Origin of the sequence: Streptomyces sp. NPDC049954 (assembly GCF_040656295.1) — a bacterium.
GTDB lineage: Bacteria > Actinomycetota > Actinomycetes > Streptomycetales > Streptomycetaceae > Streptomyces.
On the sequence record NZ_JBFALS010000015.1, the window covers coordinates 144,119 to 171,022 of the forward strand.

At 72.9% G+C, this 26,904-nt stretch carries 22 protein-coding genes; 10 read left to right on the forward strand and 12 right to left on the reverse strand.

Going from position 1 to position 26,904, the window contains the following annotated elements:
- Positions 1 to 87: 87 nt before the first annotated feature.
- Together AB0J21_RS28435 and AB0J21_RS28440 are read right to left on the reverse strand one after the other, a co-directional pair.
- The gene (locus tag AB0J21_RS28435) at positions 88 to 2,463 is read right to left on the reverse strand and encodes a glycosyltransferase (protein ID WP_363148992.1); all 2,376 of its coding nucleotides are present in this window, start codon (positions 2,461 to 2,463) and stop codon (positions 88 to 90) included.
- Positions 2,464 to 4,758: 2,295 nt separating this feature from the next.
- The gene (locus AB0J21_RS28440) at positions 4,759 to 5,580 is read right to left on the reverse strand and encodes an SAM-dependent methyltransferase (protein WP_363148993.1); all 822 of its coding nucleotides are present in this window, start codon (positions 5,578 to 5,580) and stop codon (positions 4,759 to 4,761) included.
- A 402-nt stretch (positions 5,581 to 5,982) separates the two neighbouring features.
- Between AB0J21_RS28440 and AB0J21_RS28445 the strand changes: the two genes are divergently transcribed.
- Positions 5,983 to 7,242, forward strand: a complete 1,260-nt coding sequence (locus AB0J21_RS28445; RefSeq protein WP_363148994.1) for an acyltransferase — start codon at positions 5,983 to 5,985, stop codon at positions 7,240 to 7,242.
- 34 nt (positions 7,243 to 7,276) lie between these two features.
- Here AB0J21_RS28445 and AB0J21_RS28450 read toward each other — a convergent pair whose 3' ends face one another.
- Positions 7,277 to 7,939, reverse strand: a complete 663-nt coding sequence (locus tag AB0J21_RS28450; protein WP_363148995.1) for a TetR/AcrR family transcriptional regulator C-terminal domain-containing protein — start codon at positions 7,937 to 7,939, stop codon at positions 7,277 to 7,279.
- A 104-nt stretch (positions 7,940 to 8,043) separates the two neighbouring features.
- Between AB0J21_RS28450 and AB0J21_RS28455 the strand changes: the two genes are divergently transcribed.
- Positions 8,044 to 9,471, forward strand: a complete 1,428-nt coding sequence (locus tag AB0J21_RS28455; protein ID WP_363148996.1) for an FAD-dependent monooxygenase — start codon at positions 8,044 to 8,046, stop codon at positions 9,469 to 9,471.
- A 27-nt stretch (positions 9,472 to 9,498) separates the two neighbouring features.
- Here the strand turns inward: AB0J21_RS28455 and leuE are convergent, their stop codons facing one another.
- The 3 genes from leuE to AB0J21_RS28470 form a co-directional block, all read right to left on the reverse strand.
- Entirely contained in the window at positions 9,499 to 10,152 is a 654-nt protein-coding gene (gene leuE, locus AB0J21_RS28460) for a leucine efflux protein LeuE (RefSeq protein ID WP_363148997.1), read from the reverse strand.
- A gap of 143 nt (positions 10,153 to 10,295) precedes the next feature.
- Positions 10,296 to 10,874 (reverse strand): Uma2 family endonuclease, encoded by a 579-nt coding sequence (locus AB0J21_RS28465; RefSeq protein WP_363148998.1) that lies wholly within the window; start codon positions 10,872 to 10,874, stop codon positions 10,296 to 10,298.
- Positions 10,875 to 10,988: 114 nt separating this feature from the next.
- Entirely contained in the window at positions 10,989 to 12,569 is a 1,581-nt protein-coding gene (locus AB0J21_RS28470) for a methylmalonyl-CoA mutase family protein (RefSeq protein WP_363148999.1), read from the reverse strand.
- Positions 12,570 to 12,831: 262 nt separating this feature from the next.
- On the opposite strand from AB0J21_RS28470, the gene AB0J21_RS28475 reads away from it, so the two are divergent.
- Complete coding sequence (locus AB0J21_RS28475; protein ID WP_363149000.1) at positions 12,832 to 13,773, forward strand: L,D-transpeptidase family protein; 942 nt, start codon at positions 12,832 to 12,834, stop codon at positions 13,771 to 13,773.
- Positions 13,774 to 13,872: 99 nt separating this feature from the next.
- On the opposite strand, the gene AB0J21_RS28480 is transcribed toward AB0J21_RS28475, so the two are convergent.
- Complete coding sequence (locus AB0J21_RS28480; RefSeq protein WP_363149001.1) at positions 13,873 to 14,715, reverse strand: calcium-binding protein; 843 nt, start codon at positions 14,713 to 14,715, stop codon at positions 13,873 to 13,875.
- A gap of 549 nt (positions 14,716 to 15,264) precedes the next feature.
- Between AB0J21_RS28480 and AB0J21_RS28485 the strand changes: the two genes are divergently transcribed.
- On the forward strand, positions 15,265 to 15,621 hold the full coding sequence (locus AB0J21_RS28485) for a YciI family protein (RefSeq protein ID WP_363149002.1): 357 nt from the start codon (positions 15,265 to 15,267) through the stop codon (positions 15,619 to 15,621).
- On the opposite strand, the gene AB0J21_RS28490 is transcribed toward AB0J21_RS28485, so the two are convergent.
- From AB0J21_RS28490 to AB0J21_RS28505, 4 genes are all read right to left on the reverse strand, one after another.
- Positions 15,618 to 16,814 carry a hypothetical protein gene (locus AB0J21_RS28490; protein ID WP_363149003.1) on the reverse strand — a complete coding sequence of 399 codons (1,197 nt, stop codon included), beginning with the start codon at positions 16,812 to 16,814 and terminating at the stop codon, positions 15,618 to 15,620. The two genes, AB0J21_RS28485 and AB0J21_RS28490, sit on opposite strands and share 4 nt — an antisense overlap.
- Entirely contained in the window at positions 16,814 to 17,485 is a 672-nt protein-coding gene (locus AB0J21_RS28495; protein ID WP_363149004.1) for an RNA polymerase sigma factor, read from the reverse strand. Before AB0J21_RS28495 ends, AB0J21_RS28490 begins: the two co-directional genes overlap by 1 nt.
- A 390-nt stretch (positions 17,486 to 17,875) precedes the next feature.
- Entirely contained in the window at positions 17,876 to 18,400 is a 525-nt protein-coding gene (locus AB0J21_RS28500) for a hypothetical protein (protein WP_363149005.1), read from the reverse strand.
- A 130-nt stretch (positions 18,401 to 18,530) separates the two neighbouring features.
- Positions 18,531 to 20,168: a glycoside hydrolase family 20 protein gene (locus AB0J21_RS28505; RefSeq protein WP_363149006.1), complete on the reverse strand. Its 1,638-nt coding sequence runs from the start codon at positions 20,166 to 20,168 to the stop codon at positions 18,531 to 18,533.
- Between the two features lie 510 nt (positions 20,169 to 20,678).
- Here AB0J21_RS28505 and sdhC point away from each other — a divergent pair.
- The 5 genes from sdhC (at position 20,679) to AB0J21_RS28530 (ending at position 24,837) form a co-directional block, all read left to right on the forward strand.
- A complete protein-coding gene (gene sdhC / locus AB0J21_RS28510; RefSeq protein WP_363149007.1) occupies positions 20,679 to 21,059 on the forward strand; it encodes a succinate dehydrogenase, cytochrome b556 subunit in 381 nt (126 codons plus the stop codon).
- 4 nt (positions 21,060 to 21,063) lie between these two features.
- Positions 21,064 to 21,552, forward strand: coding sequence for a succinate dehydrogenase hydrophobic membrane anchor subunit (locus AB0J21_RS28515; RefSeq protein WP_363149008.1), 489 nt, complete (start codon positions 21,064 to 21,066; stop codon positions 21,550 to 21,552).
- A 25-nt stretch (positions 21,553 to 21,577) separates the two neighbouring features.
- Positions 21,578 to 23,332 (forward strand): succinate dehydrogenase flavoprotein subunit, encoded by a 1,755-nt coding sequence (gene sdhA / locus AB0J21_RS28520; protein WP_363149024.1) that lies wholly within the window; start codon positions 21,578 to 21,580, stop codon positions 23,330 to 23,332.
- Entirely contained in the window at positions 23,332 to 24,093 is a 762-nt protein-coding gene (locus AB0J21_RS28525) for a succinate dehydrogenase iron-sulfur subunit (RefSeq protein ID WP_363149009.1), read from the forward strand. Before sdhA ends, AB0J21_RS28525 begins: the two co-directional genes overlap by 1 nt.
- 195 nt (positions 24,094 to 24,288) lie before the next feature.
- Positions 24,289 to 24,837, forward strand: a complete 549-nt coding sequence (locus AB0J21_RS28530) for a hypothetical protein (RefSeq protein ID WP_363149010.1) — start codon at positions 24,289 to 24,291, stop codon at positions 24,835 to 24,837.
- An 18-nt stretch (positions 24,838 to 24,855) separates the two neighbouring features.
- On the opposite strand, the gene AB0J21_RS28535 is transcribed toward AB0J21_RS28530, so the two are convergent.
- Positions 24,856 to 25,395, reverse strand: a complete 540-nt coding sequence (locus tag AB0J21_RS28535) for a MarR family transcriptional regulator (RefSeq protein WP_363149011.1) — start codon at positions 25,393 to 25,395, stop codon at positions 24,856 to 24,858.
- A 94-nt stretch (positions 25,396 to 25,489) separates the two neighbouring features.
- Between AB0J21_RS28535 and AB0J21_RS28540 the strand changes: the two genes are divergently transcribed.
- Entirely contained in the window at positions 25,490 to 26,815 is a 1,326-nt protein-coding gene (locus AB0J21_RS28540) for an MFS transporter (protein WP_363149012.1), read from the forward strand.
- Positions 26,816 to 26,904 lie beyond the last annotated feature (89 nt).

Consider the following 26,904-nt stretch of genomic DNA (forward strand, 5'->3'; position numbering starts at 1 on the left):
CGTGTGGGGTATCGGCCTGGCCGCCGACGACCCGCGCTCCCGGGAACCCGAAAAGTGCCCCCTCCCCCCGAAGCCGGTGGTGCCCCCTCAGCCGCCCAGGACGACCCGGATGTCGGCCGCGTTGGCCTCGGTCGTCGCCCACAGGAGGCGCTGGCGGTCGTGGACGTCGGCGACGCTCGCGGCGTGGTCGGCGAGCAGGGCGCTCGCGCGTTCCACGAGCCGGTCGGCGAGGTGGAGTTCGTGGACGGAGACGCCCCAGTCGGGCCGTTCGATGTCGGCGAGGAAGTACGCCATCTTCGGGTGCGACACGAGGCTGATGATCGGGGTGCCGCAGCCGAAGGGGATCATCCCGGCGTGTCCGCGCATCCCGATGACCAGCCGGGTGCGGGCGTAGGTGTCGCGGATCTCGTCGTTGCCGTAGTCGTACAGGGGCAGGACGGGCAGCGAGATGCCGTGCTCGCGGCGCAGGTCGAAGGCGATCCGCTCGTCGTCCAGGGCGTGGGCGGCGATCTTCACCTCGGCGAGGTCCCCGAGGCGGCGCACGGCCTTGGCCGTTTCGGCGAGGAAGTGGCCGTAGTCGTGGCCGAAGCGCAGTCCGGCCCGGTCGTAGGCGGCGTTGAGCAGGATGGTGTCCTCGCGGCTCGCGGGGTCCTGCCAGCCGCGTACGAGGTGCCGGGTCACGGTCGTCGGGCAGGGCTGGAAGCGGACCCGGTCGTGCAGGCGGGCCGGCAGCATCGAGCGGACCTTGTCGATCGAGCCGTGGTTGCGCAGTCCGAAGAACGAGGACTGCTCGACGAGGAGTTGGAGGCTGTCGCGGAAGCGGCGGTGGCGGTAGGACTGCCCGTCGAAGGCGTTGAAGCCGACGGCGTGCACGAGGATCGGGACCTCGATCGCGGCGAGCAGTTCGTCAGGGACGTTCCACTGCCAGCCGCTGTTGCCGTTGGGCGCGGTGTCCGGGATGAACAGTCCGCCGCCGCCGATGACCAGTCCGCGCCGGGCGTTGACCCGGTCGAGGGCGGCGCGGTCGAAGAGGCGGTGGGCGTGGACGGAGTGCCAGGAGCGGTCTCCGGTGTCCTCGCCGAACGCGAGCCGCACGCTCTCCGGGAGGACCTTGTCGCCCGCGTTGCCCTGCTGCTCCATGTAGAAGGCGACGTGCGCGAGTTGGTCCGCCGGGGAGCCTTCCGGCCGGCGGGGCAGTACTCCGGCGGCGGCCGACTCGGTGCGCCGGTGCCAGATGCGGCTGGCGCGGTGGGTGACGTCCACGGACAGGCCCTGCCGGGCGTGCTCGTGGGCCTCGCGGTCCTCGCCGTGGATCCAGGCGATCTGCGCGAGCCGGGAGTACGCGGTCGCCGCCCGGTTGGGCGCGGTCGCGGCGAGCAGCAGCTGGGTGCGGGCCTCCTCGTAGCGGGAGACGCTGAGCAGGGCGTGGCCGAGGACCTCGTGCGGCCACGCCTCGTGCACGGGGATGCGGACCCGGCTGAGGATGTCGACGGCGCTCTCGTACTCGCCCTTGCCGATGTGGGCGGTGGCGATGTGGCGGGCGGCGGTGACGTCGCCGGTGCGGTGTACATAGGGCGTGCCGAGGTGGATGAGCAGGTCGGGGTGTCTGGCCCCGGGCAGCGCCATGAAGGCGTCCTCGAACTCGGCGTCGCTCAGGTCGTGTTCGCGCCAGCGTTGCTCGGCACCGGCGTACCCGTTCTCGCCGCCCTGCCACGGTTTGTGGCGGCCGGTGAAGTGCAGGACGGCGGTGTCCTCGGGCACCGGGAGGTCTCCGCGCAGGCGCCGCTTCACGAAGTTGTAGCGCGGGTCGAGCTGGATGAAGGTGCCTTCGAGGAGGGCGTTGAGGATGCCCTGGTCGTGCTTGTCGAGTTCGTAGGCGCCCGAGCGGCCGGTCTCGTCGATCCGGGCGCAGAAGGCGTCGGACAGGAACTCCTTCTGGATGACGAGGAGTCCGCTGTTGAGCTTGTACTTGCCGAAGTAGAACTGCGGTACGGCGGCGAGCCCTTCGCGCATCCGCAGGAGGTCCCCGAGGTCGTCGAGGACGACCATGTCGGTGTCCAGGGTGATGACGGTGTCGTAGTCCCGGACCCGGAACACGTCGAGGATGAAGTACGCCTTGCGGACGAGGTAGTTGGCCTGGTCGCCCTTGACGTACGCGTCGTAGTGGCCGGCGTCGACCCGGCGCAGCCTGAGGCGCGGGTGCAGGGCCCGCATGCGGGCGACGGACTCGGGGCGCAGCCCGTCGTGCAGGACCAGGAAGTCCTCGCACACCCCGGGGTTGGACAGGGCGAGGCTGCGCAGCAGGGCGAGGAAGCCGGGCAGGTAGTTCTCGTCGACGAAGCTCGCGAAGGCGATGCGCCGTTTGCCGGTGAGGGCGTGCGCCGAGGTGTCGGGGCCGTCCGGCAGCGGCCGGCCGGGCGCGTCGGGGAGGACCGGCGGGGTGGTGGCGGTGGGCACGGCCATCTCAGGGCGATCCTCATGTCGTCGACGTGCTGGGCGCGTTCCATGACCCAGGTCTTCTCGTCGGAGTACTCGTGCACGGAGGTGATGGGCAGCTTCATGGCCTCGTTGGTGCGGTAGGCGCCGCTCTCGTAGAAGTCGAAGCCGATCAGGTCGATGACGGGGCTGACGTCGAGGAAGTCCAGCAGGTACAGCATGTTGAAGCCGCTGGTAGGGATCCCGGGCCACTCCTGGGCCGACACCTTGCCGATCTCGCGCAGCGGCCAGCGCAGCGACTCGTCGCCCAGGTTGCGCTGGGCGCCGGGCACGAGCCGGTTGCGCAGCGAGTACCGCCAGTCCCCCACGTCGCCGCCGAACACGAGACGTGTGGTGACGGGCTTCTCCCAGTTGAAGCCGTGCTTGTGGATGGTGACGTGGAGGTCGGTGCGGCTGCCGGTGGCGGGCGGGTCGATGCGGTACGAGTTGAAGCGGACCACGAGGTCGTACGCGTCGATCCTGGGCCCGATGGTGCTCGCGCCGACCCGCCCGGAGTTGGCGACCAGGCACACGGAGCGGCCCTCGATGTGGTTGCGGAACTCGCCGAGGGAGAGCCAGTTGACGCCGCCGACGGTCGGATCGTCGACCGGTCCGCGCATGCGGTTGCGGCGCAGTTCGGCGTAGTCGGCGAGCAGCGCGTTGAGTTCGGTGAGGCTGCCGGGGGCGGCGCCCGGGGTGTGCGCGGCCTCGTGGGTCAGGGTGCGGGAGGCGAGGTCGAGGTACTGGCCGAGCGCGTCCTGGAACTCGTCGGCCGACTCGCCGTCGCCGAGGGTCAGCAGCGCGCCGGTCAGCAGCGCGCGGGCGCTTCCCCAGTCGCCGCGCGCGGCGAGGTCGAGCCCTTCGGTCCAGGTCTCGGTGACGGGGGCGCCGCGGTGCACGGCGGCCCCAGGGCAGTCGGCGGCGAGGCGGCGCAGCAGCGCGTGCCGGTGTTCGGCGGCGACCCGCATTCCATTGATCTTGGGGCGGACCCCGAAGCCGTCCTGCTCGGTGAGGTCGAGGTACCGCTCGTAGGCGGCGAGGGCCGCGGATTCGGCGCCGGCCGTCTCCAGGACCCGGGCGTGCAGGCGCCACGCGGCGCGCGAGCCGGCCCGCAGGGTGACGAGGGTTTCGGACACGCACGCGGCGAGCCGCTGTTCGTCCTCGTAGCCGCAGTCCAGGGCCTTGTGGGCGACGGTGAGCAGCGCGTCGAGCAGCGCGTTGTCCAGCCGGGGCGAGGCGGGCGCGGTCCGGGCGGGGGCGGCCGCCGAACGCCGCAGCAGCCCGCCGCCGCCGGCCGGTGCGGACACCACGGGGGCGGGCAGCGACCTGGAGGCGTACAGCGCGAGCAACTGGCGCAGCGCCTCGGCGAGTTCGTTGCGGCGCCGGTCCAGGCCCGCGACCAGTTTCCCGCTGTGCGTGGCGCCCGCGCGCAGGCAGGTCTCCAGGTCGGGCGCGAGGTCCGGGCCAGGGCCGGTCACCTCCTCCGTACTGCCGCGGAGGCTGCGGGTTCTCGACATGGCGCTCCAAGCGCTCGGGGCGACCGACGGCCGGACGGGTCGCGTGGTGGCCGTGGCCGCCGGTGGCGGAGTGTTCGGCGGGCGGGTTGCAGCCTGGCGGCCCCCCGGGAAACACACGCGACGCGACGGTGAACGGACGGGGAAGAGAGGGGTAACGGCGTTTCGGGGGGCGGGGGTTCGCCCCGGCCGGGCGCGAGACGGGGGACACCGCCCGGCCGTGCGCCGTGGCTTGGGCGGGCCGTCCGGGAGCAGGGCGCAGGAGGCGTCGTGACGCTGGGAGACCGAGCCGTTCGGCGTGGTGGCCGGAGGGCGTACGGAGGTCGCCGGGACTGCTGGGGAGAGATCCGCGACCGAAGCCCCCGGGGTCCTTCGCGCACCGCGATCACCGGGGCCCGACCGGACCGGACCCGGTGGACGGGACGCCGGACCTCGAATTCAGCTCATACGTTGAGGAGTTGGGGCCGCGTGATGAGGTGGGGGGAGCCGGAGTGGTCCGGGGAGACGCTGCGGGAGTCCGGGCCCGGCCGGGGGGCCGTACGCCGGAGGCGCGGGTCGCCGGGCCGGGAAGGGACCGCCCCGGGCCGACCACTCACGCCCCGGCCGGGGACGCGCCGACCACTCGCGCGAGCAGGAAGCGCCCCGGACCGCCGACCGCTCACGCCGGAAGGCGCCGACCGCTCACGCCGGAAGGCGCCGGGCGGCCCGCCCCCACCGCACCCCCGGACCACCCGTCGTCCCTTCGGTCCTTCCAGCCCCTTGAGTCCCTTCAGTCCTTCCGTGCCACCGCCGCGTACGTCGAGCTGGTGCCGCCGTTCTCCAGGCCGGGTGCCGGATCGCCCAGTTCCGGGTGCCAGTGCTCGGCGAGGACGATGCCGGGGTCGACGGGGGTGAAGCCCTCGAAGAAGCGGCCGAACTGTTCCCTGGTGCGCAGGGCGGCGGTGAGGCCCTTCGCCTTGTACATGCTGTCGGCCTTGGCCACCTCCTCCGGCGAGTGGAAGTCGGCGGTGAAGTGCGACATGACGAGGTAGCTGCCGGGCGCCAGCCTGCTCTTGAGGCGTTCGACCAGTTCGTACGCGCCGTCCTCGTCGGCGACGAAGTGCAGCAGCGCCACCAGGAGGACGGCGACCGGCTCTTCGAAGTCGAGGTTCTTCGTGGCGAGTTCGAGCACCGCGTCGGTGTCGTGGGCGTCGACGAGGGCGAAGTCGAGCGCCCCTTCCGGCGTTCCGCTCAGGAGCGCCTCGGCGTGTGCCATGACGATCGGGTCGCGGTCGCAGTAGACGACACGGGCCCGCGGGTCCACCCCCTGCGCGATCTGGTGCAGGTTGGGTTCGGTGGGTATGCCCGATCCCACGTCGAGGAACTGCCGGACCCCGCCCCGCGCGAGCCACAGGGCACAGCGGCGCATGAACGCCCGGTTGGTCCGCGCCATCACGGGCAGCTGCGGTTCGAGGGCGACCATCTGCCGGCCCAGCTGCTCGTCCACCGGGTAGTTGTCCTTGCCGCCCAGCATCCAGTCGTACATCCGGGCCGGATGCGGCCTGCTCGTGTCGATCTCAGGGGTGCTGCCCGTGCTCTGCGGTCCCGCCATCGCCCACTCCGTTACCTAGCGCCACTTGGTGATCAACTCGTCGTGAGTGTAGTGCGGTTGACCCTTCCGGCGCGGGCTCCGGCGGGAGCGCGGCCGGTGCCCGCCGGCAGGTGTGCCGCGCGGGCCGCGCGACGCCCGGGTGAACAGGTGCGGAAGAGACGGCGAACGGCGTTTGCGCGGCCGGTTCCGGCCCCGCAACGGGCCTACGCTGACGGCTCCGGCACGTGCGGGCTCCGGCACGCGCGGGCCCCGGCCGCACCACCTCGCGCCACACCACCTGCCCACCATCCCGCGCCACACCACCTGCCCCACCACCTCGCGCCACACCACCTTTCGCCCCGCCACCGACCGGACCGTCCGGGTCGGCTCCGGGCCCCGGCTCCGCACCCCGAAAGGGCCTCCATGTCCGCTCCCGCCGACCGCACGCTGACCGAGCCCCCGCACGGGCCGTCCGGGGGCCCCGTGGCACGGCACGCCCTGCCGGCCGAGGCGCCGGTGTCCCTGCCCGGGGACGGGGCGGGCGGTCCGGAGGGCACGGGGGCCGCCGTCCCCGTCGAGGCTCCGGCACCGGCCCCCGCTCCCGCGCGCCGTCCCCGGCTGCGGGCCCTCGACGGGCTGCGGCTGCTGGCCGCGCTCATGGTGGCCTGCTACCACTACGGCGGGCGCGGCGGGGACATCACGCGGGCCTGGGGCTCCTCCCCGGCCCAGCAGTTCCCGAGGCTGAGCGAGTGGTTCGCCTACGGTCCGCTCGGGGTACAGATCTTCTTCGTCATCAGCGGGTTCGTGATCTGCATGAGCGGCTGGGGCCGTTCGCTGTCCGCGTTCTTCGCGTCCCGGGTCTCCCGCCTCATGCCCGGCTACTGGTTCGCAGTGCTGCTGGTGACGGCGGTGTTCGCGCTGCCGTTCGTCGCCTGGAACGCGCTGTCGCCCAGCGACACGCTGCTCAACCTGTCGCTCCTCCAGATGCCTTTGGGCGCGCACCGCGTCCTGGGCGTGTGCTGGACGCTCTGGGCCGAGCTGCGGTTCTACGCGCTGTTCGCGGTGTGCGTCGTGCTGCCGGGCGCCACGCGGCAGCGGGTCGTGCTGTTCTGCGCGCTGTGGACGCTGGGCGCCGCGCTCACCGACGCGGCGGACTCCGCGCTGCTGGAGCAGGTCCTCATGCCCTCGTACGCGCCCTTCTTCGTCGGCGGGATCGGCCTGTACCTCGTGCACCGCGACCGGCGGGACACCCTGGGCTGGGGCATCGCGGCGACGGGCCTGGTGCTGGGCCAGCACTACGCGGTCGCCGACCTGTGGCACCCGCACACCGTCGAGGCGTTCTCGTACCGTTCGACGCTCGTGATCATCGCCGTCGTGACCTTCGGCTTCGCGGCGGTCGCGGCCATCGCGGTCGGCTGGTTCGACTGGGCGCAGTGGCGCTGGCTGACACTCGCGGGCGCGCTGACCTATCCCTTCTACCTCGTGCACGAGCACCTCGGCTGGGTCGTGGTGCACGCGCTGCACGTGAGCCTGGGCCTGCCGGCCGCCGCGACCCTCCCGGCGACGGTCGCGGGCATGCTGCTGCTCGCCTGGCTCATGCACCGTTTCGTGGAACGGCCCCTGACCCCCGTACTGCGCAAGGCGCTCGTGGGCGCCGTACGCGACCTGCGCTCCGGGCGCTGAGACGGGCCCCTGCGCCACGGGCGGGCCGTGCGGGCTACGCGACCCCGTACCGCGCCGCCGCCCCCTCCACGAGCAGGGCCAGGCCCTCCTCGAACGCCTCGTCGTAGCCCTCGAAGACGTAGTGTCCCGCCTCGGCCGCGAGGGGGGTGCCGGAGAGGCGGCGGGCGCGCTCCGTGACGTCGAAGGCGGGGCGGCTGTCGTCGGGGTAGGTGCGCATGCCCTGTTCCTCGGCGACGAAGCCGAGGACGAAGGTGAAGACGGTCGTGGTCGCGCGGATCGCCTGTTCCAGCGTGAAGCCGCTGTCGGTGAGCGCGCGCAGGTTCGCCTCCATGCCCGTGCCGTGCTCGGTGCCGGTGAGCCGGGTGCCGGTGAAGACCTTCGCGCCGTCCCGGTAGGCGAGCAGCGAGGAGCGCAGTCCGCGCGCCACGGCCGTCGTCCGCTCGCGCCAGGTCATCCCGGCCGCGCCGGGCGGCTCGTCGCGCCCGTCGGTCATCCGCCGGTACATCTCGGTGGCCATCTCGTCGAGCAGTTCCCGCTTGTTCCGGAAGTGCCAGTACAGCGCGGGCGCCTTGACGTCCAGCTCGCGGGCGATGAGCCGCAGGCTGAGCCCGTCGAGACCGACCTCGTTGAGCAGCCGCAGCGCGGTGTCGACGACCTGCGCGCGGTCGAGGCGGGGGGCTTCTCTCTTCGTGGGCACGCCCCCAATCTATCCGCCGGTACCGTCCGGCCTCCCTTGACAATTTAACAGCGTTAAGCGCACGCTGCCGAGGACGGGCTTTAACGGCGTTAAGGAGTGCGGCCATGGAGAACACGGACGCGGGGAGCTGGGACGTCGCGGTGATCGGGGCGGGACCGGCCGGTCTCGCCCTCGCCTGCGACCTGGCGCGGCGCGGGGTGCGGACGCTGCTCGCCGAGCGCGGCGCGGACCTGTTCCCCGGCTCGCGCGGCAAGGGCGTGCAGCCGCGCACCCTGGAGGTCCTCGACGATCTCGGCGTGTCCGGGGGGATGCTCGCGGGCGGCGGGCCCCCGCCCGTCGGGCAGGTGTGGGCGGACGGGCGGCCGGCCCGCGAGCACCGCATGTTCGACGATCCGGTCGTCACCGAGGCCGAGCCGTACGGCGGCGCGTGGCTGGTCCCGCAGTGGCGCACGACGCGGCTGCTGCGCGACCGGCTCACCGAACTGGGCGGGAGCGTCGCCTACGGGCGGGAGCTGACCGGCCTCGAACAGGACGCGGACGGGGTGACGCTGCGCTTCGCCGGGCGGCCGGAGCCGGTGCGCGCGGCGTACGTCGTGGGCACGGACGGCGGGCGCAGCACGGTGCGCCGGCTGCTCGGCATCGGCATGACCGGCGAGACGGTCGACCCCAGACCGATGCTCGTCGCCGATCTGCGGATCGCGGACGGCGCGCTGGACCGCGAGCACTGGCACATCTTCCCCGGCGACGAGGAGACCGGTTTCGCGACGGCCTGCCCGCTCCCGGCCACCGACGTCTTCCAGTTCGTCGCGCAACTGCCCGCGGGGACGGCCGTGGACCCGGACCCGGCGGCGGTGCGCGCGCTGGTGGCCGGGCGCACCCATGTCGGCGCGCAGGAGGTGGAGGAGGTGCGGTGGGCCTCGGACTTCACGGTGCGCGCCGCGCTCGCCGACCGGTTCCGCTCGGGGCGCGTGTTCCTCGCCGGGGACGCCGCCCACGTCCACTCCCCCGCGGGCGGACAGGGCCTCAACACGAGTGTGCAGGACGTGTACAACCTGGGCTGGAAGCTGGGCGCGGTCCTCGCTCAGGGGGCGCCCGCCGCGCTGCTGGACACCTACGAGCAGGAGCGGCTGCCCAACGCGGCGGCGATGCTCGGCCTGTCCACCCGGATCCACCGGGGTGAGGCCAGGCGCGGCAAGGAGACCCGGCAGCTCGGCCTGCACTACCGCGAGTCGCCGCTGTCCCGGGACGCGCTGCCGGACGGGGCGCCGCTGCGGGCCGGGGACCGGGCCCCGGACGGCCGGCCCGGCGGGGTCCGTCTCTTCGACGCGTTCCGCGGCCCGCACTGGACGCTCCTCGCGGTCGCCGCGCCCGCCCCCTCGGGCCTGCCCCCGTACGTGCGCGCCGTCGAGGTCCCGTCCTACGCGCCGTACGGGGACGGCCTGTTCCTGGTCCGGCCGGACGGGTACGTCGCCTGGACGGGCACCGGGGAGACGGAGCTGCGGGCGTGGCTCAAGGAGTGGCTCGCGGCGTGAGGCGCCGCCCCCCAGGGGCCCGCCCGATCAGACGCTGCTGAGCGACAGCTTCACCGCGAAGCCGAGGAAGAGCGCCCCGGCCGCCGAAGTCGCCGTCGCCGCGAGCCGCTTGCGGCGGCGGAAGGCCCCGGCCAGCCGGGTGCCGGTGAAGATCAGGGTGCTCAGGTACAGGAAGCTCGCGAGCTGCGCGAAGAAGCCGAGGACCACGAAGGACAGCGCCGGGTGGGCGTAGGACGGATCCACGAACTGAACGAAGAAGGCGATGAAAAACAGGATGGCCTTCGGGTTGAACAGGCTGATCACGAGGGCCCGGCGGAAGGGGCGCTCCTCCTCGGCCGGTGTCTCGCTCCCCTCGCGCGCCGCCGCCCGCTCCTTGCGGGTGCGCCACAGGGCGAGCGCCGAACGGATCATGCCGTAGGCGAGCCAGCTCAGGTATCCGGCGCCCGCGTACTTCACGATCGAGAACAGCACGTCGTTGGCCTGGAGCAGGGAGGCGACCCCGGCCGCCGAGAGCGTCATCAGGGCGGTGTCCCCGCAGAACACCCCGGCCGCCGCCCGGTACCCGGTGCGCACGCCGCGCCGGGCGCCCACCGAGAGGACGTACAGGGAGTTGGGGCCGGGCAGCAGGACGATGAGTGCGACACCCGCGAGGTAGGTGGGAAGGTCTGTGACGCCGAACATGAGGCGAGTGTCGCACGCGCCGGACCGCGCTTTCCGGGGGTGTCCGCACTTCGGTCCGGGACGGCCGGGAGGGAGCCCGACGGGCGTCGGGGAGGCCCGGGGAGGCCGGGACCGGGGCGTGGCGAAGGCCCGCCGGACGTGCCTCAGTCCCCGTCGAGCAGGGTGTCCACGGAGAGTTCGGGTGTCACGCCGACCGACTCGGGCACGTCGAGGAACTGGCCGCGCTTGTACCGCGTCGGCTTCGGGTAGGCCCCGCCCACCGGGTCCTGGTACAGCAGCACCTCGTCGTGCTTGCGGTCGACCACGACGTACACCGGGACACCTGCCTCGGCGTAGCTCTCGACCTTCGGGCCCAGGTCGTCCGACCAGTTGGACGAGGTGACTTCGAGGACCAGCCGGAAGACGTGCGGCGCGTAGCAGTTCTTCTGGACCAGGGCGTCCCGGAAGTCGTCCTCCACGATCGAGAAGTCGGGGATCGCGAAGTCGTCGGGGCGCGCGGGCAGCCAGAGACCGACCCCCTGGACATGTTCGAGGCCGGCCTCCTCGATCCCCGCCCGGTCGAAACGGCGACCGAGCCTCGTCAACGACAGAGCGTGTGAGCCGTCCGGCGGCGGTGTCACGACGAGCCTTCCCTGGAGGATCTCCACACGGTGCCCGGGCAGTGCGTGAGAGAGCAGGTCGGCGGCTTCGCCCAGTGTCATCTCGTGTCGCAGTACAGCCACGGCATCCTCCTTTTCGGGAAAACTCTCCACCGAGAGTAACCAGAAGGCCAGGCATTTCGCCCATGATCAGCCAAACGGGTGATCATGGGCGCGGCGCGGCCGAGCGGCGGGCCCTCAGAACACGTCGCTCGGGACGTACGTGCCCCACACCTCGCGCAGCGCGTTGCACACCTCTCCGACGGTGGCGCGCGCGGCGAGGGCCTCCTTCATCGGGTAGAGGACGTTGTCGGTTCCCTCGGCGGCCTTGCGCAGGGCGTCCAGGGCGGCGTCCACGGCGGGCTGGTCGCGTTCGGCGCGCAGCCGGGCGAGGCGGGCGGCCTGCTGGGCCTCGATCGCCGGGTCGACGCGCAGCGGCTCGTACGGTTCCTCCGCGTCGAGCTGGTAGCGGTTGACGCCGACCACGACGCGCTCCCCGGCGTCCGTCTCCTGCGCGATGCGGTAGGCGCTGCGCTCGATCTCGTTCTTCTGGAAGCCGTGCTCGATCGCGTTGACCGCGCCGCCGAGGTCCTCGACCCTGGCCATCAGCGCGAGGGCGGCCGTCTCGACCTCGTCCGTCATCCGCTCGACCACGTAGGAGCCGGCGAAGGGGTCGACGGTGGCGGTCACGTCCGTCTCGTACGCGAGGACCTGCTGGGTGCGCAGGGCCAGCCGCGCGGACTTGTCGGTGGGCAGCGCGATGGCCTCGTCGAAGGAGTTGGTGTGCAGCGACTGGGTGCCGCCGAGCACCGCCGCGAGCCCCTGGACGGCGACCCGGACGAGGTTGACCTCGGGCTGCTGCGCGGTCAGCTGCACCCCGGCGGTCTGCGTGTGGAAGCGCAGCATGAGCGACTTGGGGTTCTTCGCGCCGAACTCCTCGCGCATCACCTGGGCCCAGATCCTGCGCGCCGCGCGGAACTTGGCGACCTCCTCCAGGATCGTCGTACGGGACACGAAGAAGAAGGACAGGCGCGGCGCGAAGTCGTCCACGTCCATGCCGGCGGCGACCGCGGTACGCACGTACTCGATGCCGTCGGCGAGGGTGAAGGCGATCTCCTGAGCGGGCGTCGCCCCGGCCTCCGCCATGTGGTAGCCGGAGATCGAGATGGTGTTCCACTTCGGGATCTCGGCCCGGCAGTACTTGAAGATGTCCGCGATCAGGCGCAGCGAGGGCTTGGGCGGGAAGATGTACGTGCCGCGCGCGATGTACTCCTTCAGCACGTCGTTCTGGATCGTGCCGGTGAGTTGTTCGGCGCTCACGCCCTGTTCCTCGGCGACGAGTTGGTACAGGAGCAGGAGGAGCGCGGCGGGCGCGTTGATCGTCATGGACGTCGAGACCTTGTCCAGCGGGATGCCGCCGAACAGGACCCGCATGTCGTCGATCGAGTCGATCGCGACGCCGACCTTGCCGACCTCGCCGCTCGCGAGCGGCGCGTCCGAGTCGTGGCCCATCTGGGTGGGCAGGTCGAAGGCGACGGACAGGCCCGTCGTGCCGTTCGCGATGAGCTGCTGGTAGCGGGCGTTGGACTCGGTGGCGGTGCCGAACCCGGCGTACTGGCGCATCGTCCAGGGCCGGCCGGTGTACATCGTGGGGTAGACGCCCCGGGTGAAGGGGTAGGCGCCGGGCTCGCCCAGTTTCTCGGCGGGGTCCCAGTCGGCCAGGGTGTCCGGACCGTACACCGGCTCGATGGGCAGACCGGACTCGGACTCGCGCGTCATTGCGTTGCCTCCCGCTCAGCTACCGCCGCTGCCCGGCGGTTGCGCTCGCTGTTCGCCACGGACTGTAGTGGGGCACCGGCCCTCGCGTGCAGGTTTCCACGCTGGGAGCTTGCTCACAGCGATGCGGTGCGTGCGGGACGTTCAGGAGGCGCGTGGGCGGGGCAGCCTTCCTCGTCGGCCTGTCGGCCGCGTGCGCGCCGCGCGTCACGACCGCGTACGCGCGGGGCCACGGGCGGTGCGGCCGGCCCATGGAAGGGGACCCATGACGACGAGGAGTACGCGCGGTGGCGCGCGGCGCGGCGCGATGGTGGTGGGCCTCGCGGTGGCGCTGGCCGCCGGGGCGCTCGGGGGCTGCCGCCCCGGGGAGGAGGCCGCGGCCCCGGACCAGAAGGCCCCGCCGAGGATGTCCGCCACGGCGCCGGGCTTCCGCTCCTCCCCCTCCCCGCACTACACGCCGGCGCCCGCTCCGCTGTCCTCCGTCACCTCCCGCGCCCCGGCCTCGCGGCCCGCGCACAGCCCGTCACGGCAGACGTCCGCGCCCCCGGCCCCGCCGCCCACCTCCGCGCCGCCGCCCGCCCCCACCCTGCCCGCGTACGGGCAACGCGGCGACCAGGTGCGGGAGTTGCAGGCGCGGCTGTGGACCCTGGGGCACTTCCGGCAGAAGCCGACCGGGTACTACGGGGAGGTGACGGCCGCCGCCGTCTCCGCCTTCCAGCGGGCCCGGGGCCTGCCGGTGTCGGGTCGCGCGGACGCGGCGACCTGGCGGCGGCTGCGCGCGGTGTCGCGGCAGCCGGGGCGCGCGGAGCTGTACCCGGTGACGACCCTGCCGGTGACCGCGCCGGACGCGCGCTGCCGCAGCGGCAGGGTGCTGTGCGTGAGCAAGCGCAGCCGGACGCTCGCGTGGATGGTGGACGGCCGCACGCGCTCGGTCATGGACGTCCGGTTCGGTTCGGCCTACACGCCCACCAGGGACGGCGCGTTCACCGTGTACTGGAAGTCGCGGCACCACGTCTCGACGCTGTACGACTCGCCGATGCCGTACGCGATGTTCTTCAGCGGCGGCCAGGCCGTCCACTTCTCCTCGGACTTCGCGGCGCGCGGCTACTCGGGCGCCTCGCACGGCTGCGTCAACGTGCGGGACGAGAAGAAGATCGCCGCGCTCTTCGCCACGGTCCGCACCGGGGACAAGGTCGTCGTGTACTGAGGCCGCGGGCCGCCGGGGCGTACCGGAGAGAACGGGACGGCCCGGCGGCCTCCGGCGCCTGGGGGGGGCGGCGCCTCAAGGGCGGTGTCTCTCTCCGTCTCAGTCCTGGTGCAGCACGTTGTGGCCGGGGCCGCCGGAGAGCTGGTCGGTGCCGGTGCCGCCCCACAGGACGTCGTCGCCGCTGTTGCCCCACAGCGTGTCGTTCCCCGCCTCGCCGTAGAGCCGGTCGGCGCCCTTTCCGCCGTAGAGGACGTCGGCGCCGCCCTTGCCGTGCAGCACGTCGTCGCCGTCGTCGCCGTGCAGGGTGTTCTCCTGGCCGGTGCCGGTCAGGGAGTCGTTGCCGGGACCGCCGAAGCAGTCCTGCCCGCAGTGGGTGAGGACGTCGTCCCCCGGGCCGCCGTAGGAGCCGAAGCCGAAGGGGCCGCCGCCGCCGTCGAGCCGGTCGGCGCCGTCGCCGCCGTAGAGCATGGCGGACGCGGAGCCCTTGAGCACGTCGTCGCCCGGTCCGCCGTCGACCCGGGCCCACGCGTCGCCGTCCGGCGCGAGCGTCGCGGTGTCGTCCAGGTCGCCGAGGTCGACGGCGTAGTCGTCGGAGTCGTCCGAGTTCTGCGGGATCAGGACCGTGCAGCGTACGACGGTGGCGTCGCCCTCCACGGGGTGGACGCACTCGTTCCAGGTCGCCGCGCCCGCCTCGACGGCTATGTCGTACCGGTCGCGGAAGGTGAGCACGTAGTACGACTCGAACTCGCCGCGCTGCTCCACCTCCTCGTCGACCGTCAGTTCGTTGCGCTGCCCCGGGGCAGCCAGGTAACGCAGCTCTCCGTCCTCGTTGACGACGGTGGCGGTGGTGGTGGCGGCCTGGGCGAGCGGCGCCGCGAGCGCGCTCGCGCCGAGGGCGAGGCCCAGGGCGAGGGTGGTGGTGAGGGTGTGGTGGACGCGCATACGGAAGTGCCCCTTCGGAAGGTCGGTACGCCGTGGTGCTCGTGGTCACTGAGTTGGACCGGGGGCCCGGCACCGAAGTTGCCGGGCCGGTCATGAACACCTGCCGACCGGGCGGGGGCCGGGACGTGACACGGAGGGGACACGGGCACGGAGCGGACGTGGGCGCGGCGGGGCGGGGCAGCGGGAAAGGGCGGGGCCGCACAAAAGCGTCCGCTCAGTATGTGCCGAAGGCGCGGACGGGACCGGGGGAACGTGTCCCGCCCGCGCCAGGTGGCAACGAGCCGGAAGTACGGGGGGAACCCCGGCTCGTGCGTCAGCCGATGACCAGTCGGCTCACTTCATACTGCGCCGGGCGCGCGGAAAGTGTCACACCCCGGCAGGGGCCTGGTTCTCCACGCCCCCCTTCCGGCCCTCCTCCGCGGCGGTCACGGACTGTCCGGGTCTGCACTCCCCGGGATGTCCGGCGGCGGAGCGTCGATCGGCGGCGGGCTCGTTCGTCGTAGGAGCAGAGGGGCCGAACCGGGCCCCCACAGCGACGGGACGTGTGAGATGGCGAAGTACCTGCTCCTCATCTACGGGGACGAGCAGACCTGGGAATCGATGTCCGCGCAGGAGCGGAAGGAGGTCGAGGCGGGGCACGCCGCGTTCGCCGCCGCCGCCGGTGACGCCGTCCTCTCCGGTCACGAGCTGCTCCCGACGACGACGGCGACGACCCTGCGCGGCAAGGCGAACGGCCGGCCCATGCCGACCGACGGACCCTTCATCGAGGCCAAGGAGGCACTGGGCGGCTACTACGTCGTGGAGGCGCCCGACCTGGACGCCGCCATCGCCCTCGCCGGACGGCTGCCCGAGGTCGCGGTGGGACACAGCGGCGTCGAGATCCGGCCCGTCAACGAGCCGGGCTAGGAGGCGGGGTCGGCGGCGGGATCGGCGGCGGGAGACGGCCCGTCACCGGTGGGAGCGGCGGAGGGCGTCGCGCCGGACCCGGTCTCCCCTGTGGGCCCGGTCGGTGGGGCCGGTGAGGCGGGCCCCGTCTCCGCACCCGTGACCTGCGGCGTCCCCGGCTCCTGGGGCGTCGGGGAGACCACGCCCCCGTACCCGTAGGTGGGCAGGGAGCCGGGCGCCGTCCCGGTGGTGGCCGGGGAGGGCGCGGGGGGCTCGGGGGCGGGGATGCCGTCGCCCGGGGTCAGCGGGATCGGCGAACCCGGCGGCAGCAGGATCTTCTGCCAGGGGCCGGGCGGCAGTCCGAGCAGGTGGCGGCAGAACTCCGGTACGGCGGCGGCGCCGTGGGCCGCCCGGGCCAGTGCGCGCAGGGTGAGGGCGTCGAGCGGACGGCCGCGCCGCTGGTCCTGGCAGGGCCGCAGGACGTCCGGGGCGTGGCGGCCCACCCCGTCGACGTCCCCGCCGCCGCCCGTACCGGCCGGGGAGGGCCCGGCGGGGCCGTCCGGCGACGGGGACGTCGACGGGGCGGGCGTCGCGGGGGACGCGGAGGAGGTCGTGGACGGGGGCCGCCGCGTCGTGGGCGCGGTGGGCTCGTCCGTCGACAGGGCCCGGGGTTCCTGCCCCTCGTCCGGGCTCCCGGCCGGTACCGGTGCGGCGGTGCCGTGCCGCAGCGGGGCCCGTTGGTCGACCGGCGAGGGGAACGGGGAGGTCAGCGCCCCCGCACCGGCCGCGACGGCGACCCCGCCGATCATGCCGATGCTCAGGACGCCGGCCGCCGCGAGCCGTGTCGACCGGCCCCAGGAGCCGGGCCCGAGCCCGCGCCCGCAACCGCGCGCGCCGGTGCGGCGCGCCGGCGCGCCCACCGCGTCCGGGTCCGCCGCCCTCTGAGCGCGTGCCGTCTTCTGCCCGTGTGCCGCACGGAACGCGGCGAGGACCGGCTCCGGCGGCTCGGAGGAAGCGGTGTCGCCGGGGCGCGGGACGGTGACGGTGTGCAGGGCGGCCGTGAGGTGTTCCGCGTGGCGGCGGGCCCCGTCGGGCAGGGCGTCGAGGGGCAGTTCGGACAGCAGCGCGGCCCGGGCCTGACGCGCGGCGGCCTGGCGGGACGGCTCGCCGGGGGTCCGTGCGGGCGCCGTGAAGGCGTTGTGCTCGTCGGGCATCACACGTCTTTCTGCGTCTGCGGGGCGCCCGGCGTCACTCCCGCCGTCACCACCCGCGCGACCGGGCTCGTGGGGGCGGTGGAACGGCGCTGCGCGGGGACGCCGGACGGCCTGGACTCCTCGTCCGGGCCGAGGAGTTCACCGAGGCGTTTGAGCCCGCGATGGGCGGCGGTGCGCACCGCGCCGGGACGTTTGCCGAGGGTCGCGGCGGCGCTCTTCGCGTCGAGGCCCACGACGACCCGCAGCACGACGGCCTCGGCCTGGTCCTGCGGGAGCTGGGCGATCAGGGCGAGGGTCTCCCCGGTGGCGAGCGCCTCGATGGCCTCCCCCGCGGTGTCCGACTCGCCGGGGCGCACGGTCAGTTCGGAGTCGTCGCCGCCGACGGCGGGGCGCCGGCCGCGCATCCGTATGTGGTCGAGGGAACGGTTGCGGGCTATGCGCGCGGCCCAGCCCCGGAAGCGGTCCGCGTCACCGCTGAACCGGCCGAGGTCACGGGCGATCTGGAGCCAGGCCTCGGAGGCGACGTCCTCGGCGTCGGCCTCGCCGACGAGCGTGCGTGTGTAGCCGAGCAGCCTCGGCTGCACGGACCGGTACACCGTGCGGAACGCGGCCTCGTCCCCGTCCTGCGCCGCGAGTACCGCGGCGGTCAGCTCCGCGTCGTCCCCCAGCACCCCTCAGCCTGCCCCCACTCGCGGATGAACGCCCGGGGCCGTCGTCAGGCGACGGGGACCGGACGCGTCGGGCCGTGCGGCCCTCGGCTGCCGCGCCCGGGCCGGTGGTGTCCGGGTGTTCCGGGTGGTCCGGTCCGGCGCGAATCAGCACGCTACGGCCTGAAACGGGTCTTCGTCCACGAGTTGCACGAAGCGCGACCGCCGCGTGACGCAGCGCGGTGTGACGGAAACCGCACCGTCGGCGCTGAAGAAAGTACGGGTCGCGGCGCGACCCGTGCCGCGCGGCGGCCGGGGTCTCTCCTGTGGGGGGTGGCGACTCCGGCCGTTCGCCTTTCCTGCCTCCGGTCCCGTACGCGGCTGGGGGAGTTGCCCCTCATATCGGATGCGCCCTCATATCGGCAGCACCCCCAGCCGGTCGAGGAAGCGGAAGAAGGAGTGTTCCGCCGAGGCCTCGGGTTCGCGGGTGAGGAGGGCGAGGAGGCGGGTCGTCTCGGCGTGGGCGCCCGCCTCGGCGGACCAGACCGCCGCGCGTCGCGCGGCCTCCTCGGCGGGCGGGAAGTAGTCGTCGACGGTGAGGCCGCCGCTGTCCTGCGGGCGCAGGTACCGGGCGAGCGCCTCGCGGCCCAGGCAGGCCGTCCAGGCGCCCGCCACCGGGGAGGCGGCCTCGACGACGACGCACGCGCTGTCCATGACGTAGCCGAAGAGGGCGGGGTGCCCGGTCTCACGCGCCAGCCGGTTCATCGAGGCCATCCCGGGCTGTTCGGCGGCGGCCGGGTCGGTCGCGTACTCCCACACCTGCCAGCCGTCGGGCCGCAGGTCGAGCGGCTGGAGCACCGCGCGTACGGGGCCGAGTGTGGCCAGTTCCCCGAGTGGGCGCTCGCCGCGCGCGACGACGTAGTAGCCCCAGTACCCCATGCGTGCTCCCGGTGGTGTGCGCCCGTGCGTGCGCGGCCCGGCGGGCGCGGGCCGCGCGTCGGGGCGACTTCAGCACAGGGACCCGGCCGAGCGCCACCACGGCGGGAGGGCGAGCGGCTCCGGCGGCCCGTCAGCCCACGGCTTTGGACAGCTCGGTGAACTGGGCCCAGGTGAGGTCCGGCTTCTTCGCGGGCCACAGTTTCTCGATGAAGGCCCGCAGCGGCATCCGGATGCCGTCGGCGACCTGCTGCTCGGTCTGCGCGTTGGGCAGGTCGCCCCACACGGCGAAGGTGCCGCCGAGGATCTGGTCGTCGTACTTGGCGGGGACCGGGGTGCTGCCGCGCACGACGAGCGGGGTCCACTGCTCGTAGATGCGCTGCCCGGTCGGGTAGCGGAAGGTGTTGGGCTGGCCGAGCACATAGTAGAGGTACTCGTCGTTGTAGTTGACGAGTTTACGTCCGGCCGCGAGGTACTCGGTGGGCTGCCGGGCGCCGATCTCCTTGCCGGTCCAGTAGATGACCTGGATGTCCTTGTCGGCCTCGGTCTGCCCGCCGGCGAAGAAGCCGTCGTTCCACGCCTTGAGGGAGCGGCCCTTGCGGGCGTCGCGGACGGTCTTGGCGCGCGCGTTGAGCCAGTCGGTGGCGAGGTCCTGGACGCGGCCCCGCGCGCCGTACTTCTTGCGGGCGAGCGCGGCGAGCTGCGGGAAGGAGGCTTCGGGGTCGCTGCGCACGAGGGCCTGGTACTCGTCGGCGCCGAGGTTCCAGTAGGGGCCGGGGAACAGCGGCGCGTACTCCTTGAGCAGGTCGTCGACGATCTTGGCGGCCTTGGGGTCGGAGACGTCCACGGCTCCGGTCACGGCGCGGCCCTGGACGTCGCGCAACTGGAGGTCGGGGTGGGCCTTGATGACCGTGCCGAGGTGTCCGGGCGAGTCGATCTCGGGGACGACGGCGATGTGCCGGGACTCGGCGAGCCGGACGACGGACCGGATCTCGTCCTTCGAGAAGTGGTCCTCGGAGACGATCTCGGGGTGCGAGGAGGACTCGATGCGGAAGGCCTGGTCGTCGGAGAAGTGCAGTCCGAGCTGGTTGTACTTGAGGTCGCCCAGCTCCCGCACCCGGTCCTTGATCCAGTCCAGGCCGTAGGTCTTGCGCGCGATGTCGAGGGCGAAGCCGCGCTGCGGTTTGGCGGGCGCGTCGCGTACGACGCCCTCGGGGGCCTTCTTGTCGGCGTGCACGGTCTGCTTCAGGGTGCGGGTGCCGTAGAAGACGCCGGCCTGCGCGGGTCCGCTGATCCGGACCTGCCCGTCGCGCACCGTCATGGTGTAGGACTCCTCGCCGCCCTTGGCCTTGGAGTCGAGGACGAGGGAGACGTCTCCGCGCCGGGGCTTCTTCTTCTCCCCGCCGTAGGACAGTTTCAGCTCGGAGGCCAGCAGCTTGCCCTCGTCGGCGAGGCCCGCGTCGGAGACGAGGACGCGGCCGTCGCTCCCCGGGGTCCAGCCCGGCCCGCGCGCGGCCTCGTGCTCGCGCACGGTGGGCAGGGAGCGGGGCGCCTTGGAGACGGGGAAGGCGGAGGCGGGCGTCGCGGGCTCGCCGGGGCTCGCGCTGTCGCGGCGCTCCGAGCCGTCGTCGGAGCCGCCACCGCCCGGCCAGACGGTGAATCCGACGACCAGGGCCGCGGCGACGACGACCGCGCCGCCGGCCGCGGCGAGGGCGCGTCTGCGGCGCCCGCCGTCGCGCGGGGCGGGGTCCTGACGGCGGTGGTTCGCCACGTTCTCGTCCTCTTTCCGGCGGAAGTCTGTCGTCCTCGTGTGCCCGCTGCCCGGCCCGGACGGCGTGCGGCCCCGGCCGGCCCGCGATCCTGGCCCGGGTCCCGGGCCCGGGTCTCCCGCGCACGGGATGTCCGGTTCCTGCCACCTCAGCCGATATGGCGTCACGCCGCACGCCCTGTTCCCCGTTCGGATGACGTGCGGGGACCGTACGGGCGTACGGGCCGCGCGGGGGCGGCCTCGGGCGGCGTCCAGCGGCGCGGTGCCCGGAGGCGGCCGGTCCTCCCGGGCGAAAGCCGAGGTGACAGGCGTTCAGGGCGCTCGTCGGGGGCCGTGTGCCCCGCTCATTAGGCCGTACGTGCCAGTTTGATCACACCGGCGGCCCCCGTGTGAGCGGCGCCCGGCCGCGTGACTACGATGGCCGGGGCCGGTGGACCGTACCCGGCCGGGCCAGACCGTCGACAGGACATGGATCGCGGCAGGCTCCAAATCCTTTTCCCGGAGGGTTCTTCCGTGCCGGCTGGAACGCTGTACCGCGGCCGGGAAGGAATGTGGTCCTGGGTGGCTCACCGAGTCACCGGCGTCCTCATTTTCTTCTTCCTGTTCGTCCACGTGCTGGACACCTCGCTCGTCCGCGTCTCCCCCGAGGCGTACGACGACGTCGTCTCCACTTACAAGACTCCGGTCGTCGCGCTGCTGGAGTACGGCCTCGTCGCCGCGATCCTCTTCCACGCGCTCAACGGCCTGCGCATCATCGCCGTCGACTTCTGGTCCCAGGGCCCGCGCCACCAGAAGAAGATGTTCTGGACCGCGACGGTGATCTGGGTCGTGCTGATGCTCGGTTCGCTCTACTCCGTCCTCGGCCACGCCGTACGTCAACTGTTCGGGAGCTGACGCGATGTCCACCGAGACCTCACCCGCGACCACCTCGGGCGTCGGCCCCGTCGAGGGCGCCTCGCTCTACGACGTCGACAACCCGGCGCCGGTCATCGAGCCGCCCCGGCAGCGCACCCGGAAGACGAAGAAGGCGCCGCAGCGCAACTTCGAGCTGGCCGCGTGGCTGTTCATGCGCCTGTCCGGCATCGTCCTGGTCGTGCTGGTCCTCGGCCACCTGCTGATCCAGTTGTTCCTGGACGGCGGCGTCAGCAAGATCGGCTTCGCCTTCGTGGCGGGCCGCTGGGCCTCGCCGTTCTGGCAGGGGTGGGACCTGCTGATGCTGTGGCTGGCGATGCTGCACGGCGCGAACGGCCTGCGCACCATCGTCAACGACTACGCGGAGCGCCCCGCGACCCGTATGTGGCTCAAGGGCCTGCTGTGGGCGGCCACCGTGTTCACCATCCTGCTGGGCACGCTGGTGATCTTCACCTTCGACCCGAACATCCGTTAGAGCCGGGGCTACGAGACTCATGAAGCTGAAGATCCACAAGTACGACACCGTCATCGTCGGCGCCGGCGGCGCCGGGATGCGCGCCGCCATCGAGGCGACGAAGCGCAGCCGCACCGCCGTGCTCACCAAGCTGTACCCCACGCGTTCGCACACCGGCGCGGCGCAGGGCGGCATGGCCGCCGCCCTCGCCAACGTCGAGGAGGACAACTGGGAGTGGCACACCTTCGACACGATCAAGGGCGGTGACTACCTGGTCGACCAGGACGCCGCCGAGATCCTCGCGAAGGAGGCCATCGACTCGGTCCTCGACCTGGAGAAGATGGGCCTGCCGTTCAACCGCACCCCGGACGGCACCATCGACCAGCGCCGCTTCGGCGGGCACAGCCGCAACCACGGTGAGGCCCCGGTGCGCCGCTCGTGCTACGCGGCGGACCGCACCGGCCACATGATCCTCCAGACGCTGTACCAGAACTGCATCAAGGAGGGCGTGGAGTTCTTCAACGAGTTCTACGTCCTCGACCAGCTCATCACCGAGGTCGACGGGGTCAAGCACTCCTCCGGCGTGGTGGCCTACGAGCTGGCGACCGGGGAGATCCACGTCTTCCAGGCGAAGTCCGTGATCTACGCCTCGGGCGGCACCGGCAAGTTCTTCAAGGTGACCTCGAACGCGCACACCCTGACCGGTGACGGCCAGGCGGCGTGCTGGCGCCGGGGCCTGCCGCTGGAGGACATGGAGTTCTTCCAGTTCCACCCGACGGGCATCTGGCGCATGGGCATCCTGCTCACCGAGGGCGCGCGCGGCGAGGGCGGCATCCTGCGCAACAAGGACGGTGAGCGCTTCATGGAGAAGTACGCGCCCGTCATGAAGGACCTCGCCTCGCGTGACGTCGTCTCGCGCTCCATCTACACGGAGATCCGCGAGGGCCGCGGCTGCGGTCCCGAGGGCGACCACGTCTACCTGGACCTCACGCACCTGCCGCCGGAGCAGCTCGACGCGAAGCTCCCGGACATCACCGAGTTCGCGCGCACCTACCTCGGTATCGAGCCGTACACGGACCCGATCCCGATCCAGCCGACCGCGCACTACGCGATGGGCGGTATCCCGACCAACGTGCAGGGCGAGGTCCTCGCGGACAACACGACGGTGGTCCCGGGCCTGTACGCGGCCGGCGAGGTCGCGTGCGTGTCGGTGCACGGGGCTAACCGGCTGGGCACCAACTCGCTGCTGGACATCAACGTGTTCGGCAAGCGTTCGGGCATCGCCGCCGCCGACTACGCGCAGAGCACCGACTTCGTGCCGCTGCCCGAGGACCCGGAGGCGCAGGTCCTCGCGCAGGTCGAGCGGCTGCGCAACGGCACGGGCGACGAGCGCGTCGCGGTGCTGCGCAACGAGCTGCAGGAGTGCATGGACGCCAACGTCATGGTGTTCCGCACCGAGCAGACCATCAAGACGGCCGTCGACAAGATCGCCGAGCTGCGCGCCCGCTACCTCAACGTCTCGATCCAGGACAAGGGCCGCCGGTTCAACACGGACCTGCTGGAGGCCATCGAGCTGGGCAACCTGCTCGACCTGGCCGAGGTCATGGCGACCTCGGCGCTGGCCCGCAAGGAGTCGCGCGGCGGTCACTACCGCGAGGACTTCCCGAGCCGCGACGACGTCAACTTCATGCGCCACACGATGGCGTACCGCGAGGTCGGCGCCGACGGCAGCGAGTCGATCCGGCTCGACTACAAGCCGGTCGTGCAGACCCGCTACCAGCCGATGGAGCGTAAGTACTGATGACTACCGCGATCATGGACAAGGTCGAGACGGCGGGCGGCGCCTCCGAGCACCTCATCACGGTCACCGTCCGCGTCCGCCGGTTCAACCCGGAGGTCTCGGCCGACGTCACGTGGCAGGACTTCCAGCTGGAGATGGACCCGAAGGAACGGGTCCTGGACGCCCTGCACAAGATCAAGTGGGAGCTGGACGGTTCGCTGACCTTCCGCCGTTCCTGCGCGCACGGCATCTGCGGTTCCGACGCGATGCGCATCAACGGCAAGAACCGGCTGGCGTGCAAGACGCTGCTGAAGGACATCAACCCCGAGAAGCCCATCACGGTCGAGCCCATCAAGGGTCTCGCGGTCCTCAAGGACCTCGTGGTGGACATGGAGCCGTTCTTCCAGGCGTACCGGGACGTGATGCCCTTCCTCGTCACGACCGGCAACGAGCCGACCCGTGAGCGCCTGCAGACCGCCGAGGACCGTGCCCGGTTCGACGACACCACCAAGTGCATCCTGTGCGCCGCGTGCACGTCCTCGTGCCCGGTGTTCTGGAACGACGGGCAGTACTTCGGCCCGGCGGCGATCGTGGGCGCGCACCGCTTCATCTTCGACTCGCGCGACGAGGGCGGCCAGCAGCGTCTGGAGATCCTCAACGACAAGGACGGCGTGTGGCGTTGCCGTACGACGTTCAACTGCACGGAGGCCTGCCCTCGCGGTATCGAGGTGACGAAGGCGATCCAGGAGGTCAAGCGGGCGCTCATCACGCGCCGCTACTGACCGCCTCGCGGGCCTCGCGGGTCCCCGCTGCGACGGGGGGCCGGCGGCGCGGCCCGCACCGAGCGCGCCGGCGCCGCGGCCCGCCGCTTCCGTAACAGCCCGTCAACGGGCGTGCGGGACGGCGGGCCGCGGCGCCTTCGCGTGTGCCACCATCGGTCCGGGACGACCCGGTTCCGGCAACAGCGGGGGGACAGGATGAGCGAGCAGAACCCGTACGCGACTCCGTACGAGGGCGGGGACGGCCCCGGCGAGGGCAAGGGCTACACGTGGGGGCCGGGCACGCCCGGATACGGCTATCCGCAACAGCCGCAGCCCGGCTACGGCTATCCGCAGGACGCCCCGCCGCCCGGTTTCGCGGCGCCGGGCGCGTACCCGGCCCCGGTGGCGGGCGGCGCGGCGACCCCGCTCGTCACGATCGGGGACGTCGTCGTGACGCAGGACGGCATCCTGACGCCGGTCGGGACGCTGCCGCTCAGGGGCGCGGTGTGGACGGTGACGGACCTGTCGCGCACCGAGGAGAAGATGGCGCAGACCGGCATCGTGCTCGGCATCATCTTCGGGGTGCTGCTGTGCGGGCTCGGTCTGCTGTTCCTCCTCATGAAGGAGAAGAAGACCACGGGCTTCGTGCAGGTCACGGTGAGCAGTGGTGGCCGCCACCACGTGACGATGGTCCCGGCGAACGGCCCGGAGACCTTCCAGATCGTCATGGGCCAGGTCAACTACGCGCGGGGGCTGAGCGTCTGAGGGCGGCCGGGGCGCGCCTCAGCGCACCGGGTTCCCCTCGGCGGCGATCAGCACGTGCCGCAACAGGTCGCTGAGGACGCGCCGTTCGGGTGCGCCGAGGACGCCGAAGATGCGGTCCTCCTCGTTGCCCTGCACGTCCAGGGCGCCGCGCCACGCGGCCATGCCCTGGTCGGTGAGGTGGACGGCGACCCGGCGCCGGTCGTCGGCGGAGGGCACGCGGCGCACGTAGCCGCGCTGCTCCAGGGCGTCGAGCCGGCCGGTGACGGAGGCGGGGGCGAGGTTGAGGTCGCCCGCGAGTTCCTTGGGGGTGGCCAGGCCCTCGCGTCCGGCCAGGGTGAAGAGGGTGTCGAACTCGTGCCGGGCGAGCCCCGAGTCCACGAGTGAGCGTTCCTTGACCCGGTGCAGGTGGGACAGGATCTTCGCCATCCGCGTCACGGCCCCTTCCGTGTCGCGGTCCAGCCCGGGCATGAGCGGCAGCCACCGGTCCACGTGGTCGTCGACCGAGTCCCTGACGGGGGGCGTGGCGGACTCTGCGGCGGGGGGCCGGACTTCTTCCATGAGGGCACCCTACGTGGCCCGCGCCCGTCCTTTCCGCGAACCCCGCCCCTTTATTTCGTTGACGAACTATTCGTTGCCGAAATACTCTGCGCCCATGTGGCGCCTCCTCGCTCGTAACCCGTCCTTCCGTTTCCGCTTCGCCGGGAGCGCGCTGTCCGTGCTCGGCGACGCCGTCGTCCCGGCCGCGCTGGCCCTGGCCGTCCTGCACCTGACGCACGCCCCCTCGGCGATGGCCTGGGTGCTGGGCTGCGCGATGGTGCCGAAGCTGCTCCTGCTGCCCTTCGGCGGGGTCGCGGGCGACTGGTTCAACCCGCGTACGGTCACGCTGCTGACGGACGCGGTCCGGTGCGCGGCGCAGCTCTTCGTCGGGGTGGAACTGCTGCGCGGCACGCCGCAGTTGTGGCAGATCGCGCTGGCCTCGGCGCTCGGCGGGATGGCCTCGGCCTTCGCGCTTCCGGCGCAGGCCCCGCTGATCGCGGGCACGGTGCGCAAGGAGGACCTGCACGCGGCGAACTCCCTGCTCGGCGTCGTCGGCAGTACGGCGCGGCTGGGCGGTCCTGGCCTCGCGGCGCTGCTCGTCTCCCTCGCGGGCACCGGCTGGGCCTTCGTGCTGGACGGGCTGTCCTTCGCGGCGAGCGCCGCCCTGCTCTCCTTCGTCCGGGTGGACCGGCTGCCGCCCCCCGAGCGGCGGCGCGGGCTGCGCGAGGACCTGGTGCAGGGCTGGCACGAGGTGCGGTCCCGCGACTGGTACTGGACGAGCCTGATCGCGCACAGCACGTGGAACGGGGCGGCGGCCGTCCTCGCGACCCTCGGACCAGCCCTGGCGGTACGGGAGTTGGGCGGCGAGGGGGCCTGGCTGGCGATGCTCCAGGCGGGCACGGCGGGACTGCTGCTGGGCTCCCTGATCGCGCACCGCGCGAAGCCGGGCCGCCCGGTCCTCACGGGGAACCTGGTGCTCTCGCTGTACGCCGTGCCGCTCGCGCTGTTCGCGGCGGGCTCGCCCGCGTGGGCGGTGATCGGCGCGTACGGCGTGGCGATGGCGGCCCTCGGCTTCCTCAACCCCGTGTGGGAGACGGTGCTCCAGAGCGCCGTCCCGCGCGAGGTCCTGGCCCGCGTCGGCTCCTACGACTGGCTGCTGTCGATGGGCGCGATGCCGCTCGGCTACGTCCTCGCGCCCCTGCTGGCCTCGTGGTGGGGCGCGGGGGTGCCGCTGACCCTGTCCGCGGCCCTGGTGGCCGTCACCTGCCTGGGCACGGCCCTCGTACCGGGGGTGCGGAACCTGCGGGTGGAGGGGTTCGGCGGGAAGCGGGGGGCGGGGGCGGACGGCGCGGTGGAGGTGGCGGCGGTCGAGGTGGCGGAGGCCGTCGAGGTGCCGGAGGCCGGGGCGGAAGCGGCGGCCGTACCTCCTGCCGCCGGCTAGTGCCGTGGCAGGCAATGTTTGCCCGTGAAGGAGCGGCGTCCGGTGCGTGCTCTCGGTGCGCCGGCCGGAAGCCCTAGTACTGGACGTAC

Excerpts from the sequence above, each read along its gene's own strand:
- AB0J21_RS28540 (WP_363149012.1), top strand. The coding sequence starts at position 25,490 with ATGTGGCGCCTCCTCGCTCGTAACCCGTCCTTCCGTTTCCGCTTCGCC.
- AB0J21_RS28435 (WP_363148992.1), bottom strand. The coding sequence starts at position 2,463 with ATGGCCGTGCCCACCGCCACCACCCCGCCGGTCCTCCCCGACGCGCCC.
- AB0J21_RS28440 (WP_363148993.1), bottom strand. The coding sequence starts at position 5,580 with ATGGCGGGACCGCAGAGCACGGGCAGCACCCCTGAGATCGACACGAGC.
- leuE (WP_363148997.1), bottom strand. The coding sequence starts at position 10,152 with ATGTTCGGCGTCACAGACCTTCCCACCTACCTCGCGGGTGTCGCACTC.
- AB0J21_RS28480 (WP_363149001.1), bottom strand. The coding sequence starts at position 14,715 with ATGCGCGTCCACCACACCCTCACCACCACCCTCGCCCTGGGCCTCGCC.
- AB0J21_RS28455 (WP_363148996.1), top strand. The coding sequence starts at position 8,044 with ATGGAGAACACGGACGCGGGGAGCTGGGACGTCGCGGTGATCGGGGCG.
- AB0J21_RS28470 (WP_363148999.1), bottom strand. The coding sequence starts at position 12,569 with ATGACGCGCGAGTCCGAGTCCGGTCTGCCCATCGAGCCGGTGTACGGT.
- AB0J21_RS28475 (WP_363149000.1), top strand. The coding sequence starts at position 12,832 with ATGACGACGAGGAGTACGCGCGGTGGCGCGCGGCGCGGCGCGATGGTG.
- AB0J21_RS28530 (WP_363149010.1), top strand. The coding sequence starts at position 24,289 with ATGAGCGAGCAGAACCCGTACGCGACTCCGTACGAGGGCGGGGACGGC.
- AB0J21_RS28500 (WP_363149005.1), bottom strand. The coding sequence starts at position 18,400 with ATGGGGTACTGGGGCTACTACGTCGTCGCGCGCGGCGAGCGCCCACTC.
- AB0J21_RS28485 (WP_363149002.1), top strand. The coding sequence starts at position 15,265 with ATGGCGAAGTACCTGCTCCTCATCTACGGGGACGAGCAGACCTGGGAA.
- AB0J21_RS28515 (WP_363149008.1), top strand. The coding sequence starts at position 21,064 with ATGTCCACCGAGACCTCACCCGCGACCACCTCGGGCGTCGGCCCCGTC.
- AB0J21_RS28535 (WP_363149011.1), bottom strand. The coding sequence starts at position 25,395 with ATGGAAGAAGTCCGGCCCCCCGCCGCAGAGTCCGCCACGCCCCCCGTC.
- AB0J21_RS28525 (WP_363149009.1), top strand. The coding sequence starts at position 23,332 with ATGACTACCGCGATCATGGACAAGGTCGAGACGGCGGGCGGCGCCTCC.
- AB0J21_RS28490 (WP_363149003.1), bottom strand. The coding sequence starts at position 16,814 with ATGCCCGACGAGCACAACGCCTTCACGGCGCCCGCACGGACCCCCGGC.
- AB0J21_RS28445 (WP_363148994.1), top strand. The coding sequence starts at position 5,983 with ATGTCCGCTCCCGCCGACCGCACGCTGACCGAGCCCCCGCACGGGCCG.